Source organism: Chryseobacterium sp. HNCC26DJ240, from assembly GCF_057180485.1.
Genome location: NZ_JBXUGK010000005.1, coordinates 389,274 through 410,329, shown reverse-complemented (window position 1 = coordinate 410,329; position 21,056 = coordinate 389,274). Strand labels below are relative to the sequence as shown.

General features: G+C 36.0%; 16 protein-coding genes and 1 tRNA gene. 16 read left to right on the top strand and 1 reads right to left on the bottom strand.

The window, feature by feature from the left end; all coding sequences use genetic code 11:
- Nucleotides 1–16: 16 nt before the first annotated feature.
- Nucleotides 17–91, bottom strand: a tRNA-Pro gene (locus tag AC2A1G_RS12510).
- A 404-nt stretch (nt 92–495) separates the two neighbouring features.
- On the opposite strand from AC2A1G_RS12510, the gene AC2A1G_RS12505 reads away from it, so the two are divergent.
- Genes AC2A1G_RS12505 through AC2A1G_RS12430 form a run of 16 tightly spaced genes read left to right on the top strand, consistent with a single transcriptional unit; the run spans nt 496 to nt 21,054 of the window.
- Nucleotides 496–1,161, top strand: coding sequence for a Pvc16 family protein (locus AC2A1G_RS12505; RefSeq protein ID WP_484047244.1), 666 nt, complete (start codon nt 496–498; stop codon nt 1,159–1,161).
- 21 nt (nt 1,162–1,182) lie between these two features.
- Nucleotides 1,183–3,111 (top strand): phage tail sheath family protein, encoded by a 1,929-nt coding sequence (locus AC2A1G_RS12500; protein WP_484047243.1) that lies wholly within the window; start codon nt 1,183–1,185, stop codon nt 3,109–3,111.
- Between the two features lie 29 nt (nt 3,112–3,140).
- Entirely contained in the window at nt 3,141–3,578 is a 438-nt protein-coding gene (locus AC2A1G_RS12495; RefSeq protein ID WP_484047242.1) for a phage tail protein, read from the top strand.
- A gap of 9 nt (nt 3,579–3,587) precedes the next feature.
- Nucleotides 3,588–4,046: a phage tail protein gene (locus AC2A1G_RS12490; RefSeq protein WP_484047241.1), complete on the top strand. Its 459-nt coding sequence runs from the start codon at nt 3,588–3,590 to the stop codon at nt 4,044–4,046.
- A gap of 3 nt (nt 4,047–4,049) precedes the next feature.
- On the top strand, nt 4,050–4,226 hold the full coding sequence (locus AC2A1G_RS12485) for a DUF5908 family protein (protein ID WP_484047240.1): 177 nt from the start codon (nt 4,050–4,052) through the stop codon (nt 4,224–4,226).
- Nucleotides 4,223–4,993, top strand: a complete 771-nt coding sequence (locus AC2A1G_RS12480; RefSeq protein ID WP_484047239.1) for a CIS tube protein — start codon at nt 4,223–4,225, stop codon at nt 4,991–4,993. Before AC2A1G_RS12485 ends, AC2A1G_RS12480 begins: the two co-directional genes overlap by 4 nt.
- Before the next feature lie 9 nt (nt 4,994–5,002).
- A complete protein-coding gene (locus AC2A1G_RS12475; protein WP_484047238.1) occupies nt 5,003–6,682 on the top strand; it encodes a phage baseplate assembly protein V in 1,680 nt (559 codons plus the stop codon).
- Between the two features lies 1 nt (nt 6,683).
- The gene (locus AC2A1G_RS12470; protein ID WP_484047237.1) at nt 6,684–6,974 is read left to right on the top strand and encodes a PAAR domain-containing protein; all 291 of its coding nucleotides are present in this window, start codon (nt 6,684–6,686) and stop codon (nt 6,972–6,974) included.
- Between the two features lie 45 nt (nt 6,975–7,019).
- Nucleotides 7,020–7,433: a GPW/gp25 family protein gene (locus tag AC2A1G_RS12465; protein ID WP_484047236.1), complete on the top strand. Its 414-nt coding sequence runs from the start codon at nt 7,020–7,022 to the stop codon at nt 7,431–7,433.
- Nucleotides 7,434–7,463: 30 nt separating this feature from the next.
- Entirely contained in the window at nt 7,464–10,574 is a 3,111-nt protein-coding gene (locus AC2A1G_RS12460; RefSeq protein WP_484047235.1) for a hypothetical protein, read from the top strand.
- A 10-nt stretch (nt 10,575–10,584) separates the two neighbouring features.
- Nucleotides 10,585–13,593 carry a hypothetical protein gene (locus tag AC2A1G_RS12455; RefSeq protein ID WP_484047234.1) on the top strand — a complete coding sequence of 1,003 codons (3,009 nt, stop codon included), beginning with the start codon at nt 10,585–10,587 and terminating at the stop codon, nt 13,591–13,593.
- Between the two features lie 10 nt (nt 13,594–13,603).
- Nucleotides 13,604–16,057 (top strand): hypothetical protein, encoded by a 2,454-nt coding sequence (locus tag AC2A1G_RS12450; protein ID WP_484047233.1) that lies wholly within the window; start codon nt 13,604–13,606, stop codon nt 16,055–16,057.
- Nucleotides 16,058–16,075: 18 nt separating this feature from the next.
- Complete coding sequence (locus AC2A1G_RS12445; protein ID WP_484047232.1) at nt 16,076–16,672, top strand: hypothetical protein; 597 nt, start codon at nt 16,076–16,078, stop codon at nt 16,670–16,672.
- 3 nt (nt 16,673–16,675) lie between these two features.
- Entirely contained in the window at nt 16,676–18,031 is a 1,356-nt protein-coding gene (locus AC2A1G_RS12440) for a contractile injection system tape measure protein (protein WP_484047231.1), read from the top strand.
- Between the two features lie 26 nt (nt 18,032–18,057).
- The gene (locus tag AC2A1G_RS12435; protein ID WP_484047230.1) at nt 18,058–18,879 is read left to right on the top strand and encodes a peptidoglycan-binding domain-containing protein; all 822 of its coding nucleotides are present in this window, start codon (nt 18,058–18,060) and stop codon (nt 18,877–18,879) included.
- 18 nt (nt 18,880–18,897) lie between these two features.
- On the top strand, nt 18,898–21,054 hold the full coding sequence (locus AC2A1G_RS12430) for an eCIS core domain-containing protein (RefSeq protein WP_484047229.1): 2,157 nt from the start codon (nt 18,898–18,900) through the stop codon (nt 21,052–21,054).
- Nucleotides 21,055–21,056: the final 2 nt, after the last annotated feature.

Below are 21,056 nucleotides of genomic sequence, written 5' to 3'. Positions count from 1 at the left end.
AAATTATCTAAAACTGTCGGGGCGGCAGGATTCGAACCTGCGACCTCCTGGTCCCAAACCAGGCGCGATGACCGGACTACGCTACGCCCCGATTGAAAGTCATCTAAAACAAGAATTACCTTGTTTTTTGTGGGTGCAAAGATAGAATATTTTTTCTAATTTAAAAATAAAATGATAAATAATTTTAAATTAATTTTTAAAAATGAGTTTTCGTGAGTATTCGGGGCTATCATTTAAACAAAATCTTTCTAAAGTCTTTCTTAAAATTCAGTTTTGAACAATTTTCATTAATAATTTTTTATTTCGATATATTTTAAAACATATTTGATGAATTTTTGAAAAATATATTTTCTTTTGAAAACCGTTCTGCTAAAGTGTTTTCAGTTAATTTGTAATTTCACACTTTAGAGACCGTAAAAATACGGTAGCGAAAATAGTGATTTTACGGATGGTATGTATCGGAAAATGAGTAACTTTACTCTACAAAACAATACCATGAATCTCAGAAAATTGATAGAATTACTATGCAAATTAGTAGATCCCGTCGGCTCTATGATTGAAACTGTAAATATTTCAACATTGAATGATGGCGATGAATTTTTTGATACCACTTCTCCAATTATTCTGTCCATAGTCAATATCGAAGAAGACCGTACGATGAAAAATCAAACGGTGTACTTTAAAGATACAGAAAATCCGGATCAGATTTCAAGATATAAAAACCCTACACAATATTTCGTCTTGTCATTATTGTTTGCTTCTTATAATAAGACAATGAACAAATACCTTGATGGAATAGACAAACTCAACAATATTTTAGCCTTTTTTCAGCAACACAACTCCTTCTATTATAAAAATGACGATACAGAACTTATCACTTTAGAAAGTTTCGGACAAAAAAGTGAATCGGAAAAGGAAAATTATCAAACCGTTACTATGGAAATGGTCAGCTTAAGCACAGAACAGCTCAACCAGATGTGGTCTTATCTCGGCTCAAAATATATGCCGTCTGTGCTTTATAAAATGAGGCTTTGCACGATACAGGCATCTACAGTTTCCGAAGAAAATATCATTACCAAAGTAAGAATAAATCTTTGGGAAAATGATAAAAATAATCTATCAGGCGAAATTGAGTCTGGAGAATTTCAGGGACAACAATAAAAACAAAAACAATAATCTACCATGAATCTAAGTTCTATCAAAACACCGGGAGTCTATATCAATGAGATTGATGCATTCCCACCTTCGGTAGCTCAGGTAGCTACAGCAATACCGGCTTTTTTGGGTTATACAGAGAAAGGTCCGGCGATTCCTACAAGAATTCAGTCTTTTATGGAATTTGAACAGACTTTCGGCGGTGCACCGGCTCCAAAAAGTATCAGTGTGGTCTTAGATGATAACGGAATGCCTTCAGATCAGTCAAAAGCAGAGGAAAGCAAATTTCAGCTGTATAATAGTTTAAAACTGTTTTATGAAAATGGTGGAGGTGTCTGTTACATCGTTTCCGTTGGGAAATACAACAGTGGCGCAACAGTAACTACAATTTCTGAAAACGATTTTTACGGAAATTCTCCTAAAAAAGGCATTCAGCTTCTGGAAAATTTTGATGAACCCACTTTGATTTTGTTTCCGGATGCAGTCAATGTAGAAAGCACCAATCCAAAAGCAAGCTTGGGGAATATTCAGAAACAGGCTTTGATGCAATGCGAAAAGCTGATGGATCGATTTGTGATTCTGGACGTCATTCAAAAAGATGGTAAAACAACTGATTTGACAGATTTCAGAGATGCCATTGGTAATTCTTCATTAAAATATGGCGCGGCTTACTATCCAAATCTGATTTCGAGTGTTCCTAAAAATTTCAGATTTTCAGATATTCAGGGAAATGGGATTGATTTTAAAATGCAGTATCCGGGTTCGTTAACCAACATCAATAATTTTGAAGCCTTAACTACTGACGTTAATTCTTTAAATACGGCTTGGGAAGCTTTAAATACAGACAAAACCAAGCCCGCAACTGCAGTCGCCAACGAGGCTGACGTGAATGCCTATGTTTCAAAATGCTGGAATTTGCTTGGCATTTTTAAAAATCCATCTGCACTAACGAATTCAGATTTTGAAAGTTATACTTCAGACAGTGTTAAAATAAGCCTTAAACCGTTAGCTCAGAATCTTTTTGATTTTGAAACAAAATTTGACGGATTAAGTACAATTGCATACACTCCTGTGATGGATTCAACGCTTGATAACACTTTCAGTGATGCCGATTGGAAGAAAGCTCCGGCAACAGATTTTGAAGCCTCAGCCGTCAATCCTTATGCTAAGAAATTAACCTCAAACCCCGATGGAGCAGACGATGCAGCTCACTATGGAAAAATAGGAAGCGAGTTGGATAAGTTGCATACGATGATTGTCAATACCATTAATGCACAGCTTCAGAAATCATCAGAATACGAATTAAAGATTGAAAATGATCTAATCTCTCAGTTACCATTATATTCTTCTGTAATCAACAAACTCAATCAGTCGATGAATACCATTCCACCTTCCGGGGCAATGGCAGGAATTTACGCCAGAACAGATGCGACAAGAGGAGTATGGAAATCTCCGGCAAATGTAAGTTTAAACAGTATTGTCGGTCTTTCAGATGATATCAATGATGCTGATCATGAAGATATGAACATCCACGAAACCGGAAAATCTGTCAACGCCATCCGTAAATTTACAGGAAGAGGATTCCTGGTATGGGGTGGAAGAACACTTGCCGGAAACAGTAATGACTGGAAATACATCAATGTCCGCAGACTTGCAATTATGATTGAAGAATCTGTGAAAAAAGCATGTATGCAGTTTGTTTTCGAGCCAAATGTTGCCAGAACATGGGTTAGCGTAAAAGGGATGATTGATAATTATCTTACCACATTATGGAACGACGGTGCATTGGCAGGTGGAAAACCGGAACATGCTTTTTTCGTTTCAGTAGGCTTAAATCAAACCATGTCTGCACAGGATATTCTTGAAGGAAGAATGATTGTAAAGATCGGTTATGCACCTTCAAGACCTGCAGAATTCATTATTCTTGAGTTTAAGCAAATGCAGCAAAGATCATAAAAACTAATTAACCATAAAAAACGACAGCTATGGCAAACAGAGATTTTCCGCTTCCGAAGTTTCATTTCAGTGTAGACTGGGGCGGCAGCAAAATAGCATTTACAGAAGTTTCAGGCCTAAATAAAGAAATGGATGTCATTGAACATCGTGTGGGCTCAAGTCCGGAATTCTTTAAAAAGAAAATGCCGGGATTACAGAAATTGAGCAATATCACGCTCAAAAGAGGCGTTTTTGCAGGAGATAATGAGTTTTATGAATGGTACAATACCGTTGCAATGAATACTGTGGAAAGAAGGTCGATTACCATCTCACTTTTAGATGAAAATCATGAGCCTAAAGTGGTTTGGTTTGTGAAAGACTGCTTCATCGTTTCGCTGAAATGCACCGATATGAAAGCGGATGCCAACGAAGCTGCAATCGATACGGTAGAAATTGCGAATCACGGCTTCAGCGTAGAATACACTTAATATTTTGCCATGCCTGATAACAATTTTATATTAGGTTTTCATTTTTCGGTGGTCTTTGAGCTGATTCCGCAGTTCTCAGTGGATACTAAATTTCAGTCCGTTTCCGGATTAAAAGTAACGATGGACATGGAGTCTGTAGTGGAAGGTGGTCAGAATAGATTTAAACACAGCCTTCCGACAAGATCGGGTTATCAGGATCTGGTTTTGAAAAGAGGTTTGGGTTCAGATCTGTCGGGAATATCGATGTGGTGTTCGCAGGCATTGGAAGATTTTATTTTTTCTCCTGCAAACCTTACTGTTTCATTGCTCAACGAAAATGGAGATCCTGTAAAAGTATGGTATGTTTCGCATGCCATCCCGTTGAGTTATGAAATTGCTGATTTCAATGCTGAAGAAAGCAAAATCGTGATTGAAACCATGACATTGAGATACAATTTTTTCAAAGAAGTACCTGTTCCGGGGTTGTAAATTATGCCAATACAAATAAAAGAGCTGAAAATAAAAATAAATATCAGCGACCCTCAGAACAGCAATTCTAGTCAACTTCCAAAAATCAATTCAACTGAGTTTAAGGAGATGAAACAGGAAATTGTAAACGAATGTATACAGAAAGTACTCGAAAAAATCAAAGAAAATTCACAGCGATGATCTCAGGTTTATTAGGCATTATCGATAAGATGCGGATCGAGGTTTTCCCTTCAAAGGAATATACAGAGCCGCCACAAAAAACGATTTATGTACAGCTGAATCCTGAAAAGTATTCACTGAAACACAATGTTGATTTTTGTGAAGGACAAGCCATTGGAACATCCGGATCTGACCTCAGATTCAACAGAATTGAGGGCGAAGAAGTAAATTTTGAATTTTTATTTGATAGTTCGGGAGTTATTCCGCCAGGTAAAATTAAAGATGGGAAAGGAGAAGTTTCACTTTTTGATACCATTTCCGATGTTGAAAATTCTATCAAACCTGCGATGATTAAACCTTTTGCCGAGGTAAAAACGGTTGAAAAGGAAGTGGAAGAGTTCAGAAAACTGTTAATGGGTTATAACGGAGAAACGCATCAAACCTCATTTTTGAGGATTTTGTGGGGAGGTTACAATTTAGATTGCCGTCTCAAGAGTATGGAGATAGAATATACCCTTTTCAGAAAAGACGGAAGACCTATCAGAGCTAAAGTGAAATGTGTTTTTAAAGGAACGGTTGATTACAAAATAATGATTGCTCAGGAAAACAAAAATTCTCCCGATTTGACCCATCAGCGCACTGCAAAAATGAATGACAGCCTTGCTTTGCTCGCCGAAAACATTTATCAGAATGAAAATTATTACATCGATGTTGCCAAAAATAATAGAATGCTGACTTTCAGAAAACTGGATTTAGGACAGAAAATAGAATTTCCACCCATAAAATAATGTATTAAAATGCCGGACATCAGACCTTTTTATCTCGATGAAACTTTACTGAAACTTGAATTCTTTATCGATGGCGAAAATAAAGGACTGGATAATTTTTTGTCTGAAGGAAAAGTGCATTTTGAAATGAATAAAATCCCTTTTGCCAAGTTTACATTTCTCTGCGCAGAAGAAGATTTTAAAGAAGGTAGTAGTTCGCCTCTGCAAACTTTAAACCGACCGAGAACTTCAACACCAAGGTCGATAGAGGTGAAAATAGCTTCGCAAAATGAAATGAAAACATTGTTCAAAGGTGTTATCAGATCGCTGGATATTCAACATCAGAATAATAATATTGTTGCAAAAATTGAATGTAAAGATATTGCACTTAATCTTTTGCAGACCTCAAATGCTGATCAGAACGATACCGAAACTTTTGAAGATAAACTGACGAATTATACCAACAATTTAATTTTAAACAGCAATCTTTCCGGACAGAATTGGGGACGTGAACATATTACCCACAACAGAACGACTTCGCCTTGGGATTACCTCGTTGGTTTTCTGGATTCCGTCGGAATGCCCGTAGTTTTAAGAAATGCTGAGTTCAATTGTGTTGATATCAACAACGGAGAAAAAGAAATTCGGTACAAGGCAGAAAACGGAATTAATGTTTTTGCCTTTAATGGAAGAGTTGATCCCGAAGTGAGACGGTCATCCGTAACCATTCAGCACTGGGACAGCGATAATCAGGAAGTCAGTGAAGTTTCATCTGAACAGGATGCCGAAGAAAATCCGCATACCATCAGGATCAGTGAAACCAATCTTAGCCCCGAAACGCTTCAAAGAATCGCAGATGCTATTATTGCTAAAAGCCATATTGCTTCCGTGAACGGAAAAGTCAACACTTTCGGAAATCTTGAAGCCAAAATCGGAGACTATCTGATTTTAAATAAAGTTAATCCCGAAATCGATGAAAAGGAACTGCTCATCACGGCCGAAGAACATATCATCGAAAACGGTTGCTGGAAAACCGAATTCACTTTCGGGCTTGAGAATGAGAGATCATTTACACAAAACACAACGTCAGGTATTAATAATGTTCAGGCTGAAATGGGACAGTCCAATTCTGTCAACGGAATGCAGATCGGCATCGTTACAGATATTGAAGATCCTGACGGACAGTTCAGAATCAAAGTCAGAATTCCAGTGTTATCAGAAAATGGTGAGGGAATTTGGGCAAGACTGGCCACTTTGAATGCTTCAAACGATATGGGAAGTATTTTTATTCCCGATGTTGGAGATGAGGTTATCGTAGGATGCATAGGAAATAATCCGGACACACCGGTTATTTTGGGAAGTCTGTACAGCAGCAGTAAACCAATGCCCGAAGCGATCACTCAGGATAATTTTATTAAAGGATTCACTACAAAAGAGGGCACAAAAATAAGGCTGGATGATGATAAAAAAAGCATTGAGATTTCCACTAAACAGGGAAATAAAATCACAATAAGCGACGATCTGAAAGGAATCACATTGCAGGACGAAAACAACAACAAAATCGTGATGGATAATCAGGGAATTACCATCGAAAGCAGTAAAGATTTAAATCTGAAAGCCACCGGAAATATAAAAATCGAGGGTATTCAGATCGAAGCCAATGCTTCCGGAGTAATGAATTTAAAAGGTTCAATCATTAATATTAATTAAAATGGGATTAGCAGCCAGAGCAACAGACATGCACACCTGCCCGGTGATCAACGGAACTGTTCCACACGTAGGAGGTCCGATACTTCCGGGTGGAAATTCCAACGTAATGATAGGCGGAATGCCTGCTGCAACGGTCGGAGACAGCTGTATTTGCACAGGACCGCCGGATACACTTATTAAAGGTTCGGCCACTGTGATAATCGGAGGAAAACCAGCTGTTAGAGTAGGAGACAGCACAGCTCACGGTGGCGTGGTCATTTTAGGATGCCCAACTGTGAATATTGGTGGATAATATTTCATCAGAAAAATAAAAACTATTAGCTCAAAAACGATAATCATGAAGCCAAAAACTTTTCTTGGGGTGGGATGGTCTTTTCCGCCAACTTTCAGCAAAATTCAGGGCACGGTAAAAACCGTTTCAGACGAAGAAGACGTTTTCCAAAGTCTGCAGATTCTGCTTTCCACAGAGCTGAAAGAAAGAGTGATGCGGTCAGATTTCGGTTGTGACCTTACGTCAATGCTATACGATAATATTACCATCACTTTGCTGACAAAAATCAAAGGAATTATTACCAACGCTATTCTGAAATACGAGCCGAGGGTAGATTTACTGGAAGTTGATTTTTTCAATGAAAATAATATTGATGGAATGATTAACATCGAAATTACATACCGAATTCGGGCAACCAATTCCAGAAAAAACTTTGTATTTCCCTATTACATCAAGGAAGGCACGTTCGTAAAATCATAAACTATCATCATGGAAAACTGTTCATCTTCAATGTCAATTCATCAAGGAAACGGCACTACGCAAAGCGAAAGGCTTAATCCTGCGCTTTTGCCGGACTTTTTTCCTGTTGACGAAAGAACAACTGAAGATTACATTTTGTTTGTGCAGAAGCTTTCAAAATATGTGAAATTTTATGATGAAAATAATATTACAGAAGGAAACTGGTCAGCGTTTTTTGAAAATGAATCTACCTCGATCATCATCAGCATTGCAAAATGGAATATTGAAGTTCTTCAAAACAATTATAAAACTGCAGAAAAAGAAATTGAGCTAAGTACAAATCCAACAAATCAGCTTCAGATTTTAAAAGATTATTTCATTGATTTTACTGAAAAATTAATCAAAATTTCTAAAAAAATTAATGGATTAGATAATGAAATCAGCGTTAAAGAAAATTTAATCGGAAGTCTGTTAATTATTGTCAATCAGTTGCAGAATTTGACCAACGAGATCAATATTAAAAGTGCTGAAACCAATTTCGAGATTAAAAATTTTCTGAAAAATCCGTTTTATACAAGAAAACTTCAGCAGTTTTTTGGTTTGCTTTCAAGCTGGAAAAAATATGCAGAATCTGCGGTTGAATTTCAGTTAAATCATTATGACAGCCATCATCCGCATTATGCACTTTTCCTGTCATTTTTAAAACTGATGGATGTTGCAAAAGATAAACTGAATGAATTTACCAAAAACCATCTCGAATTCTACTACAAAGATGTCATCCGGACAGAAAATCAAAGTGCAAAACCAGATTTCGTTTTCCTTACCGTAGAACCACAGAAAAATTCAAAATTTCTTCTGCCAAAAAACACGGTTTTTCCTGCCGGTAAAAATACTTTAGGTGAAAAAAAATATTACACTTCCATCAACGATCAGATTATTAATCAAATTAAATTAAATCAATTTTCGTCTTATTATTTAGAAGATGAAAAATTTTATAAATCAGAAAATCTTATCAAAATAAATGGAACTGGTGAAAGTTTCGATGCTTTCCGGACAGACCGTCAGGAATGCAGACAGGAAATTTTAATTGCAAGTCCGCTGTTATTTCTGCAAAGTGGCGTAAGAACGATTTTTCTCCGTTTCAATAAGCAGAATTTAAATCATTACGATTTTGATTTTTACATCACAGGCGAGAAAAAAATTATCCAGTTGAATGATCTTTATACTGAAAAGAAAGACATCAGTTCAACCGATTTTTTTATCAAACTTGTCATTTCAGATACCGAAAAAGCAATCGTGCCTTTCGACCAAAAAATTCATCAGGATTTAAAAGTCAGTACAATTTTTCCGGTTCTGAAAATTGTTCCAAAAAATAAAAATACAATCACTTCTGTTTCTGAGATTGATTTGCAAGTGAGCGTTGAAAAATTTACTTCATTTAATATAGAATCAGATTTTGGAAGCGTCAATCTCAAAAAACCATTTTACCCATTCAGCGAATTTCCAAAAAATGGAAACGGCATGACCATCAGCTCCAACGAGTTTTTCATGAAAAAAGATGCGGTGGCTCAGTTTGTTGCGGAAACCGATAAAGATTCCGAACCTCTTTTTTGGCTGAATGACAGAGTGAAAATCTTCCAGCAGGACGACAACGGAAAGGAAAATCATTCAGATACTTTTTCAGCGACGAACAACCATTTCGAAATAAAAGATTATAATTTTAAAGAAATCGGAAGCTCTGAAAAGTTGAGAATTGAATTAAATCATTCCGATTATTCAGCAGAAAAATACATACAGGATTATGTTTTGGCGAGCAAAACAATTGCGGAAGGAACGACAGCTGTTTTGCCATATAAACCAAGAATTAAAGATTTTACTTTCAACTATTCAGCAAAGGAAATGATCGATTTGAAAACCAATTCTGCTTCGCCAACAGAAATTTTTATCGCACAACCATTTGGATATCGAAAAATCGTTGATGAGGTTTTAAAATTTACAAAACTCATTAATTTAGAAGGATTTATATTTTTGGGTTTTGAAAATGCAGTTCCGAATGACAGTCTTAGTTTTTTAATTCAACTGGAAGAAGGCACGGCAAACCCTCAATTGCCAACTGCCAAAATAAATTGGGAATTTTTATCTGAAAACAAATGGGAGAAATTTAATGAAAACTCCATTGCAGACGAAACTTATGCGCTTACTCAAAGTGGAATAATTGCGATAACTATACCTGAATTTAATCCTAAAAATACGGTTCATTCAGAAAATTTATTCTGGATCAGAATTTCGGTTTCAGATATTCGGGCGGTATGCAAAATTTTGGGTGTCCATCATCAGGCTTTTAAAGCGGTTCTGGCGGATTTTGAAAATAAAGGAACGGCCTTTACAGAAAGTACGCCTAAGGAAACCATCAGCAAAAGCTACAAAGTTATCAACGGAATCAGGAAAATTCATCAACCTTATTCTTCGTTTGGAGGAAGATTGAAAGAGGAAGACAAAGCGCTTTACACAAGAACCAGCGAAAGACTCAGACATAAAAACCGTGCGGTTGCCTCATGGGATTATGAGCATATTTTGCTCCAGCAATTTCCTGAGATCTACCGTGTGAAAACATTGAACCATTACAGATATGATTCAGAATTATCCAATGTTTCGGCGGGTTTTGTGACGATAATTCCGGTGGCAAAATCTTCAGCAACCGAAAATATCAACTGGAAACCGCTTCTGAGCATCAACAAAATGCAGCAGATCAAAGAGTTTCTGGCAAAAATCAGTTCGCCTCATGCGAGAATCAATGTAAAACCTCCTAGAGCTGAAAGAGTTGAACTGAATTTTAAAGTTAAATTTCATAAAAATCCGGGGACAGACAGCACGGTTTATAAAAAGGAATTGATGAAAACAATCAATGAATTCCTTTCTCCCTGGGCTTTTGACCTTGAAGAAACCAATTTTGCTCAGAATATTGAGTTTTCATCATTGATTAAACTTATTGACAATCAATATTATGTAGATTACATCACAGATTTTTCTGTTGTACAATTTATTTTGGATGAAAATTATGAAGTGAAAGGAAACCCGGTAAAAAATCTGAGTAAAGTGAGTCCACAAACCGATTTCAGCTTGTTTATCCCGACAGAAACGCATCAAATTCAGGAAATCTAAAACACAAACCATGGAAACACAAAATTTCATCAGCAGAGACCGACAGCTTCCACCGTCACAGGATTTCCAGTTCCTGTTCAAATCCGGATTGGAATATGTGGAAAGATTGGGAAGCAAATTCTGGACAGATTACAACACCCACGATCCCGGAATCACAATCTTGGAAGTTCTATGTTATGCGATTACTGAATTGGGTTACCGCTCAGATTTCAATATTCAGGATCTTCTGACAGGGAAGAGTGGTAAAATTGAAAATAAAACTTTCTTTACACCTGCCAAAATTTATACCAATGCAGCGCTTACCGTAAATGACTACAGAAAGTTGTTAATCGATATTGACGGAATCTCAAATGCATGGCTGATTCCTACCAAAAACACAAAGGATTCTAATGGATATTTACTCCCGAATGATGCTGAATCGAAAATATTTATCAACCGTCTGGAGGATAAATTAAGTTTAAAAAACACAGATACTAACGGTAAAAAAATCCCTGAGCTGAAAGTTCGGGGTTTAAATAAAATTAAAATTGAGCTTGGCGAAGATCCTGATTTCGGAGATTTAAATTCTCTGTTGATCGACTTTGCTTTCTGGGAAAAAAATCATTGGGTAACCTGCAAAATCGTTCCTCAGTTTACGAACTGGAGCGATCCTAAATCAGATTTTTTCCGCACTATGGATAAACCCGGAGAAATCTCGGTTGACAGCATAAAAAAAGTGGGCGACGTTGTATTCATCGTGGTTCACAGATATACGAAGCCGTCGCAGGAGCTTCATTTCAGAATTTTTTCGGATGACAGTTCGGAGGTTGATTTAATTTTAAATCATTTCGATACCGAAAAACAAATTTGCGAATTTATTTCGCTTTTCGCACAAAAAAGAAAAAAAGTGCAGGAGAGTTTTGCGACAGTTAATTCGACGTTACATCAAAACCGAAATCTCGGAGAAGATTATTTGTGTCTTGAAGTTATTGAAAAAATAAACATCGGAATTTGCGCTGATATTGAGCTTCAACCTTCTGCTGATGCGATAGAAGCGATGAGTCAGATTCAAATAGCAATCGATAAAATTATTAATCCCGGAATTAATTTTTATACTTTAAATCAGCTTGTAGAAGAAGGGTTGCATGCGGAAGACATTTTCACAGGTCCTAAGTTGATGCATGGTTTTATAAAAGATGCTGAACTTGAAAAAGCTAATCTAATTAAAGAAATTTATGCTTCGGATATTATTGCCGTTTTAATGGAAATTCCGGAGGTTGTTTCTGTGAAAAATCTGATGATGACCGCTTACAATCTTTTAGGAAAACCTGTTTCAGGTGCAACCAACGAAAAGTGGATTCTGAAACTTTCGGGCGAAGAAAAACCGGTTTTTGATGTGAAAAGATCTAAGCTTTTGCTGTTTCAGAAAAATATTCCTTTTCTGTTGAATGAAACACAGCAAATGATGGTTGATCAAAAGTTTACGTTTTACAAAAGTCAGATTCAACAGAGAAAACTCAAAGGAATTTCCACTGATTTTGAAATTGAAAGCGGAGAACACTTTGAAGTCAACAAATATTACAGCATCCAAAATGATTTTCCGGCAACTTACGGTTTAGGGAAAAACAGGATTTCAGAAAAAGCAACACCGTTGAGAAAGGCTCAGGCAAAGCAATTACAGGGATACTTGTCTTTTTATGAACAGATTTTGGCAGACTTTTTCAGTCAGTTGTACAATGCCGGAAATTTGCTGGATACGGAGACGATTCATCAGACTTATTTTCCTTCTTTGCTCGAAATCGATGATTTCACAGGAAAGGAATTTTATTCAAATGAAATCTTCAGTTCCGACAGAAAAAAAGCCATTGAAACAGATTTTTCAGGTTCTGAAATTGAAACACTTTACGAAACGGAATCTTCATTCAGCAACCGACGAAACAGAGCTTTGGATCATCTTTTGGCAAGATTTGCGGAGAGTTTCAATGAGTATGTTTTCACGATGTATCAGATTACGCAAAATACTTCGTCTCATTTAAGTTTTGATTTTAAAGATATTATTCAGGATAAGCAGAATTTTCTCAAAGATTACCCTGAAATCAGCAGTAAAAGAGGTTTGGGGATAGATTACTGGAATACAGATGATGAAAATGATTTCCAGCCTTTTTGGAAAACCGATCATCGTGGAGGTTACGAAAAAAGAGTCGCAAAATTGCTTGGTATCAATAATATTGGTCTGCGAAATATTGTGACCGAAGATTCTCAGCAAAAACAATGGACGGTAGAAACGGAGAACGGAAATTATCTTTTTAAAATTGTAAATCCGACCTCTGATCTGGAAGAAAAGTGGGAATGGTCTCAACTCAATTTTTTGGATCAGAATGTATATAAAACAGATCTTTTTTCGGGAAAATATTATTTATATCTGAAAGACGGCACCCGAAAAATGGCCCGTTTTGAGAAGAAATTTGAAACCGAACAACAGGCTTATGATTACCTTGTTCTGCTCATCTCAATTCTGAATAACTATTACGAAAACTTTTTCTGTCTGGAACATGTTCTTTTACGGCCATTCAATCAAATTCATTTTACAGATGAAGAATTGCTGTCGGTTTGTCTGAATGACGACTGCAGCAGTGAAGCCAACGATGATCCTTATTCATTTAAAGCGACGATTGTGCTTCCGGGATATTTGGCGAGGTTTAGAAATCTCACTTTTCGGAAGTTTGCGGAGAAAGTTTTCCGTCAGGAAGCGCCGGCTCATGTTCTTTTAAAAATCTGTTGGGTCAATCCGGAAGATATGCTGGAATTTCAGAAAACGTACAGAAAATGGCTCGAAGAATACAGATATTACCGCCAAAAATTCTGTGGTCACAAGCTGAAAACTGAAGACGAAAAAGATTATGTGAAAAAGCTGGGCGATTTGGTAAAAGCATTAAAAAAACTCAACACCATTTATCCTGAAGGAAATCTTTACGATTGCGACATCAGTGAAACCAAAAATCCTCTCATACTCGGAAGTACATCATTAGGAACCTTATAAAAACACCACCATGAAAGCATATAATTCATCATCCTATCCTGTTTTTGAAGCCGATCAGGTGCTCAGCCAGAAAGATCTCAATTTGGTCGTAAGTCATCTGGAAGAGCAGGACAGAATTACTAGAAAAAACCTTACCGGAATTGGGATTTCCTGCGGTTTGGATCTTTCTTTTCCAACAAAAACTCAGGTTAGAATCTCTTGTGGAACTGCCTTGACTTCTTTAGGTTTTCAAATCAACTGGAATGAGAAACTGTTGACTCATTACAAAGAAGCTCAGCTTTCTGACCTATTTCTGGCTCCGGATTATAAGGAGGAAGCCTATCTCGACAATATTTTTAAGCACAATAAAAATTACCATTCTTTAAAAAAGATCTACGAATTGCTTCCTGCGGAAAATTCAGATGAAAATAAAAAGCTCATTCCTGATGATTTTTTTGAAGATAAACTCATTATTCTTTTACTTGAGATCACTTTGGTTGACGAAAAAAATTGCGTTACGACCAATTGCGACGACAAAGGCAAAAGACTGGAATTTAATCTCCGCCCGATTGCTGTTTCAGAAGCTGATTTTAAAAACGAATTGTTTCCAAAATATCCTTCGTATAATTTTAATTCTTTGGTTTTTCCGAGATACAATGTTCCGTTTAATGATATTTTAAATGCTCAAAAAGTTTTAGAAAACTTCATAACGCCTTTTAATACAACATTTATAAAAAATATTTCAGATGCTGTTTCTAAAATTTATAATGAATATAAAGGTTTAACCAATCAAAGTTTAAATATTTTAAACGACTGTAAAGTTACGATAGAGAAAAATCTGAAATCATACAAAGGTACCATCAACGTACAGTATTTTTGGGATTGGATTTCTGATATTGTGGCGGCTTACAATGAAATAAAATATTACAGAAAAAATGATCTTGCTTTATGTTGTGTAGATGAAGGTTTATTCCCTTTTCATGTGGTTTTGGGAGGAATTGACGAAAATAATTCATCATACAGAACACCGTTTTTTGCAACGGGAAATTCCTCTTCCGAAAGCAGAAAAAATAAAGATGAAATCAAAGTTCTTTTTGAAAAACTGGCTCACATCATCAGCTCATTTAAAGTCGGAAAAAATCTTTCAATAAGAATTACACCTTCAAACTATGGAGATTTCAGGCTTTCTGAAAAAGCTTTGCCTTATTATTACGATGATATTCTCAGTTTAAGAGACAAATGGAATCCCGAATTATGGTCTAAAAAGCAAAACGATTCCGTATTGTCTTACCATTCTCTTCACAATTTGTATACAACAAAAAATGAAGTGAAAACTCCACTGCTTTTTGAATTGGAACCTTATAATTTCTTCAGAATTGAAGGTCATATCGGCAAAAATTATCAGGATGCTTTGACGGATATTTTAAAAATCCAGCAGATTCATCAGTTGCCTTTCAAGGTGATTGCTCTCAATGCTGTTCAGTTTGAAAATCTTCCGCTCAGTCTCGCTACTGACGAAACAGATTGGGGTCACATGGAACTCGATTACGATCTGGTGCGCCGGAACTGGGAAAATGTAATCGGAAAAATCATCAAATGGCTGGAGTTTAATCAGGAAACCATCCGTGGAAACCGTTATATTAAAGACCAGAAATACTTTGATCAGTACATTCGCTATCTGAAGAAAGGAAGAAATTTCATGTATGAATCTCTGACTCCTTTTCTTAAAATCTACCATCAGTTTATTCCTGTTTATGAGAAAATCGAGGAACTTTCAATTGCTTTCAGAGAAGCCGTTCAAAATGCCAGAAGAGAAGATGCTAGATTTGATGAAGACTTAATTGATCATCTGGATGAGGTCATTATGGTTTGCGAAAAAGGAGAGTTCAGAGCACTGTTTCAAGCCGCTCAGGAAAAATGGAAAGAGCTTGGCAAAAGACTTTCTTTGCAAAGATTTATAGAAAAACATCCCGGAATTGAGCACAAAGCCGGAGTTCCGAGAGGTGGAACATTTATTTTGGTGTACAAAGAAAATCCACCTGCAAAAAAAAGAGTGTTCAGATTTACTGATGCAGCTGTAAGAAATATTGAACCTGCAGCAGAAAGAACGACTGTTTTGGATGAGGTTACAGTTATCGGAACGAAAAAATCACAGGTGACCGATTTGGATTACAGCACTTTTGTCGAAAATTCAGTATTAAAAATGCAAAACTACATCAGCTACTATCATCCGGAATTGGCTGTAGATCTCAATAAATATTTACATTATTATTTTAATCCGAACATTCTGCTTCCTATTCAGGATACGATCGCAGATAAGACCGTGATTGCAGATTTTTACATTCCCTACATCTGTTGTAGCGATGGCGATGCAATCAATTTTGTCCTTTCAAAGGAGAAAGAAGTAGTTCCCGAACCAGAACCAAAAATCGGGGATTTTGATTACCCGGATTTTGACAGCGAAGATTTTAATACCAACCGATAACCTAAAAACAAAATAACCATGGCAACAAGACAAACCGCAGAAGCAAAAATTGCTGCAATACAGGATAAAGGCAACAACACCGCACAGGAAGTTCGGGATGTGCTTACAGAGATTTTAAATTATACCGAAAATGTACCCTTTCCAGCGACTGAGAAAGTAGAGTTTTTTCATCTTTGGACAGACAAAAATCCCGTTTTTGATAATTTGCAGAATACCTTGTACTATTCGATAAAAGGAGTTAAAGGGCAATACATCAATTTTACTTTCAGAATTGAAATAAGAAAAACAAATGCTAATGCGACCAATAATATGTCAAATAATATTTTCGTATTTCCGTTTCAGCAGCAGGATTTGAAGTTTTTGGATAACTTAAAAGAAATTGCAATGCTAAATTCACCAAACGTCAAATTTTTTATTCCGTTTACGATTTCCACCGGAGAGACTTTGGTCGATTATCCTTTAAGTACCAGCATATTTTTCAGTGAAAAAGGAATCGTTTTCGATTTTAATAATACGTACTACACCAAAAATTCTGCGGAATTGGGCATTGCTACAGGAAGTTCTGTGAGCTCAGTTACATTCCATTATCCAAATTTTAATTTAGGTAAGATTTAAAAAATGCATCAAATACGACAACATGTTATTGAAGTTAACTGTTCTTCCGAATCGTTCGGTAAGGAAGTGAATGCAAATTTGTCGTATGTTCTGGAAAAAGAATTTTATCCTAGATTAGAAATTATTTTAGACCAATATTCAAAAGAAAATCAAATTTGGCTTATTGATAATCTGGAAATCGAAATTTCAGAAATTTCAGAAAAAAACTGGAAAGAAGAGATTGTAAATAAATCGCTTGAACAGATTGAAAATTTTTTAAGATTAAATAAAATTGAAAATTACGAGTCCGAAAATTCTGATAAAAAGTCAGATTCCGGAAAATTATCTATAGAAAATTATGCGGAGAATCTGTTTTTGGAATTTTTAAAAAGTGGACAAATTATAGAAAATTCAATGTTTTCAGATTTAAAATCAGTGATTGCTGAAATTAAAATATCTGAAATATTCTATTATAAAACAATTGACATTTTTAAAAATCAGAATCAAACAATTCTTCGCTGGATTTTTTCGGTTCCAATTGATTTTAGAAATGAACTGTATCATTTTATAAATGTGGAAAACAGATATTCAGAAATTGGAGATGTATTAAATACTGATAATTCTGAAAGAAAACGTTTTTTGGAATTGCTGATGGTAATTTCTTCAAATGAAATTATGATCAATGAAAACGTATTTGAATTTCTAAATCAATCCGCAAAAAAATACTGGAATTTAGAAAAAGCTGAGATTTTAGAATTTTTAAATTCAAAGCAATATTTAGACATAAAAGAATCAATTTTTATCGAAAAATGGAAAAATAACCTTGAATCTGAATCCGAAAATATTGAATTTCAAGAAAGTAAAACTGAAAAACAAGAATTTATTTACATGGAAAATTCAGGATTAACAATACTTCATCCGTTTTTCACATCACTTTTTGAGCAGCTCAGTCTTACAGAAAAAAACGTATGGAAATCTGAAACCGAAGCACACAAAGCTGTTTTGCTGATGCATTTTTTAGTCTACGGAGATGAAACATTTGAGGAAAATAAATTGATTTTAAATAAAATCCTTTGCGGGTTGCCTTCAGATGAGGTTATCAATGTAAATATTCGTTTAAATGCCGATGAAAAGGAAGCTTGTGAAGATCTTTTGAAAGCAGTTATAGAACATTGGAGCTTGCTGAATAAATCTTCCATTGACGCTCTTCGTGAAACATTTCTTCAGCGGAACGGCAAAATTGAATTTAAAAATGAAAACCTTGAACTTTGGATAGAAGGAAAAGGTGTAGACATTCTTCTGGATCAGATTCCATGGGGAATTTCTACCATAAAAACCCAATGGATGGAGCATCTTATGTTCTGCCATTGGAATTACTGAAACTAACATCATAAAACAAAATAACCATGAAAAAAACCAACTATTTAAAAGAATTAAGCCTTTCAACTGCGGTTGTGAAAAAAGGTTTAGCAAACAAAAAAGCAGATGTAGAAAAAATTCAGTCTTGGCTTTGTCTTCACGAAAGACAACACCGCGGAATCGGTACAATGACAGGAATTGACGGAGATTATGGTACAGCGACAGAAGTTGCAGTGAAAAATTATCAGAAATTTCTTGGCCTGCCAGCTGACGGAATTGTAACAGCATCGCTTTTTTCAAAATTAACGTCAAACCTCAAAAATTCTTTTGAAGGAGCTGCAAAAAAGGCAAATTTAAGAGATACAATTTCTGAAGTAGCTCATAATCATCTCAAAGGATTTCCTTTTGAGCTGGTGATCAAACAGCAAACCAATTGCGGACCTTGGGTAAGAAGTTATATGGGCGGAAACGAAGGCTCAAACTGGCTGTGGTGCATGGGATTTGTGCAGGCTATTCTGGATCAGGCAACATCATTACATGGCAGAAATTTTACTGATATGATGCCAATCAGCTACAGTTGCGACACGGTAGGAACCCACGGAATTCATAAAAATGCTTTAATCAGAAACGAAAAAATCAGAATTAATCCTGCCTTGGCAAAAAAAGGTGATGTCCTTTTAGTAAGAAAATCTCAAAATGACTGGATTCACACTGCCATCATTGTTGATGTGGTTGGAGATACATTTATAACAATTGAAGGAAATACCAATAACGATGGCTCAAGCAACGGAGACGGCGTTTACAAAAGGGTGAGAAACTTCAGAAAATCGGCTCTCGATGTGTTCAGTTTAAATAGTTGGTTGGTTTAATTTTTAAAATTAAAAGCCATGTTTTCAGCTCAGAAAGTCAGCGAACAAAATTCTAAGAATACTTTGGCAAGCAAGTCTAAGCCATTCTTTCCGGCTGTTATTCAGAAAAAACTGAGTATTGGTTCGGTGCATGATGTCTTTGAAGCTGAAGCGGATTCTGTTGCAGAAAAAGTGGTCAGTCAATCTCCTGTTTCTGTACAGAAATCTTCTATTCTTCAACCTGGCGGAGATTTGGTTTTAAATAAAATTAATGCTGTTCAGAGAAAGTGTTCTCATTGTGAAGAGGAAGAAAAAGTGAGAAAGAAATCCGCAAGCGAAAATTTATCAAATTTAAATACTCATTTCGCTCCATCACATATAGAAAATCAAATCAGAAATTCTCAGGGAAGTGGAGATATGATGGATAATGGTACCAAAAATTTTATGGAAAACAGATTTGGTGTAGATTTTTCATCGGTCAGAATTCATACAGATTCACGGGCAAATTTAATGAGCAAAGAGCTTAATGCAAGAGCTTTTACAGTTGGAAATAATATTTATTTTAAGAGTGGAGAGTACAATCCTTCGCAAAATTCCGGTAAATTTTTGCTGGCTCATGAGTTGACGCACACACTTCAGCAGAGCGGAGGGAATATTAAAAAACTATCATTAAAATCGACTCACGGAACGAAAATTCAAAGGGGGATTTTGGACAGAATTGGTGAGGTCGCATCTTCCATTTGGGACAGAACAGGTGGAGTTGCAGTGGATTTTGCAGGCAGAGCAGCGGGGATGATAATCAATTTTGCCGGCAGGACTTTCGTTTGGGCTGAAGAGCGTGCAGAATCAATCATCAATTCAATTGCTCCGGGTTTACTCAATTTTTTACGAACTGATATAGTAGCTCCGGTAAGAGGCATGATTGAAAGAGGTTTAGACAGAATTACAGGAGGACTTTTCAGTAGATTGCAACAGGAAGGACTTTTTGGTGTTCTCAATCATTTTGTTGATGGTGTTTTTCAAACCATTCAGGGAAGTTCTGTTTTAGCATGTGAAAGCTTTTCGCAGGGAGCAGAAAAAATTGTAAATTTTGTAAGACAATTGAGAGGTGGAGCTTTGGCAAATCTGAGAGCATCTTTTAATAATATCACAAGTATTTTAGGGTCATTATGGACGCGTTTTGCCTTACCGACGATGGATGCGATAAGGTATTTCGCAGGAGATGCATTGAATTATTTAACTGAAAAAGTAAATTTTGTTTGGAGATTAATTTCACCCATTCGAACAGGACTCTCTGTTGTATGGAATTGGATTTCAAGAAACTTCAATATCAGCTGGCAAAATGCCGAATCCATCTGGGCGTGGATGATTGCCAGAATTACACCCATCTGGAATCTAATTTTAGCCAAATTCAACCCCATCAGAATTGCTACCTCCATGATAGAAAGTACGATTCGGGTATTTTCATCTTTAAATCCTCTCGAAATAATGGCTACTGCAGCAGCCAGTTTTTATGCAACTTTACAGTTTGTAACATCTTCATTTAGCAGAAATATTTTAGTGAGATCCAGAAATGTTCTTTATCAGATGGTACTTAATCCAATTTTGAGAGGAATGGAAATCTTTAGAGGTCTTTTTGCTACAAGCCTTCATTGGACGCAGGCAATGCTCGGTAGATTGCAGTCAGTATTTCAGGCATTTGCAAACAGAGTGATACAAACAGGGATTTTCAGTGTCTTTACAAACGTGGCTCAATCTATATCTTTGGCTGTTTTCCAAACGGTTTCCAGAGCAATTTCACGCCTTTCGGGATTCAATGTTATTTTCAGTGGGGTAATGACAACATTAACCAGAATGGCAGGCAATTTTAGCGCAATGATTGACAGAGTCAATATGTTAGCCTATAATCCGTGGATGCTACCATTAATTTACGTATCGTTTTATTGGAGATATTTACCAGATTGTTTCAAACCTTCGATTGTAGATTTCACGATTCGATCAATGATTACCATAGTATCACAAATAAATCAAACTGCGTTATTACCAAAAGACTGGGCATTAATGAAACAGAGAATTCTCACTATTTTACACCAAACATTAGTGACAAATGAGGATGAAAAAATTGTGACAGTCAATAGATTTGCAATACTGTTCAGACAGAGAAATTTTAAAGGTATACTTCAGCTAATTAAATAATA

What these genes read in the sequence shown, in the direction of transcription:
- AC2A1G_RS12465 (WP_484047236.1), top strand. Translation starts at nt 7,020, where the DNA reads ATGAAGCCAAAAACTTTTCTTGGGGTGGGATGGTCTTTTCCGCCAACT.
- AC2A1G_RS12485 (WP_484047240.1), top strand. Translation starts at nt 4,050, where the DNA reads ATGCCAATACAAATAAAAGAGCTGAAAATAAAAATAAATATCAGCGAC.
- AC2A1G_RS12490 (WP_484047241.1), top strand. Translation starts at nt 3,588, where the DNA reads ATGCCTGATAACAATTTTATATTAGGTTTTCATTTTTCGGTGGTCTTT.
- AC2A1G_RS12500 (WP_484047243.1), top strand. Translation starts at nt 1,183, where the DNA reads ATGAATCTAAGTTCTATCAAAACACCGGGAGTCTATATCAATGAGATT.
- AC2A1G_RS12440 (WP_484047231.1), top strand. Translation starts at nt 16,676, where the DNA reads ATGCATCAAATACGACAACATGTTATTGAAGTTAACTGTTCTTCCGAA.
- AC2A1G_RS12450 (WP_484047233.1), top strand. Translation starts at nt 13,604, where the DNA reads ATGAAAGCATATAATTCATCATCCTATCCTGTTTTTGAAGCCGATCAG.
- AC2A1G_RS12505 (WP_484047244.1), top strand. Translation starts at nt 496, where the DNA reads ATGAATCTCAGAAAATTGATAGAATTACTATGCAAATTAGTAGATCCC.
- AC2A1G_RS12460 (WP_484047235.1), top strand. Translation starts at nt 7,464, where the DNA reads ATGTCAATTCATCAAGGAAACGGCACTACGCAAAGCGAAAGGCTTAAT.
- AC2A1G_RS12430 (WP_484047229.1), top strand. Translation starts at nt 18,898, where the DNA reads ATGTTTTCAGCTCAGAAAGTCAGCGAACAAAATTCTAAGAATACTTTG.
- AC2A1G_RS12445 (WP_484047232.1), top strand. Translation starts at nt 16,076, where the DNA reads ATGGCAACAAGACAAACCGCAGAAGCAAAAATTGCTGCAATACAGGAT.
- AC2A1G_RS12495 (WP_484047242.1), top strand. Translation starts at nt 3,141, where the DNA reads ATGGCAAACAGAGATTTTCCGCTTCCGAAGTTTCATTTCAGTGTAGAC.
- AC2A1G_RS12480 (WP_484047239.1), top strand. Translation starts at nt 4,223, where the DNA reads ATGATCTCAGGTTTATTAGGCATTATCGATAAGATGCGGATCGAGGTT.
- AC2A1G_RS12475 (WP_484047238.1), top strand. Translation starts at nt 5,003, where the DNA reads ATGCCGGACATCAGACCTTTTTATCTCGATGAAACTTTACTGAAACTT.
- AC2A1G_RS12435 (WP_484047230.1), top strand. Translation starts at nt 18,058, where the DNA reads ATGAAAAAAACCAACTATTTAAAAGAATTAAGCCTTTCAACTGCGGTT.
- AC2A1G_RS12470 (WP_484047237.1), top strand. Translation starts at nt 6,684, where the DNA reads ATGGGATTAGCAGCCAGAGCAACAGACATGCACACCTGCCCGGTGATC.
- AC2A1G_RS12455 (WP_484047234.1), top strand. Translation starts at nt 10,585, where the DNA reads ATGGAAACACAAAATTTCATCAGCAGAGACCGACAGCTTCCACCGTCA.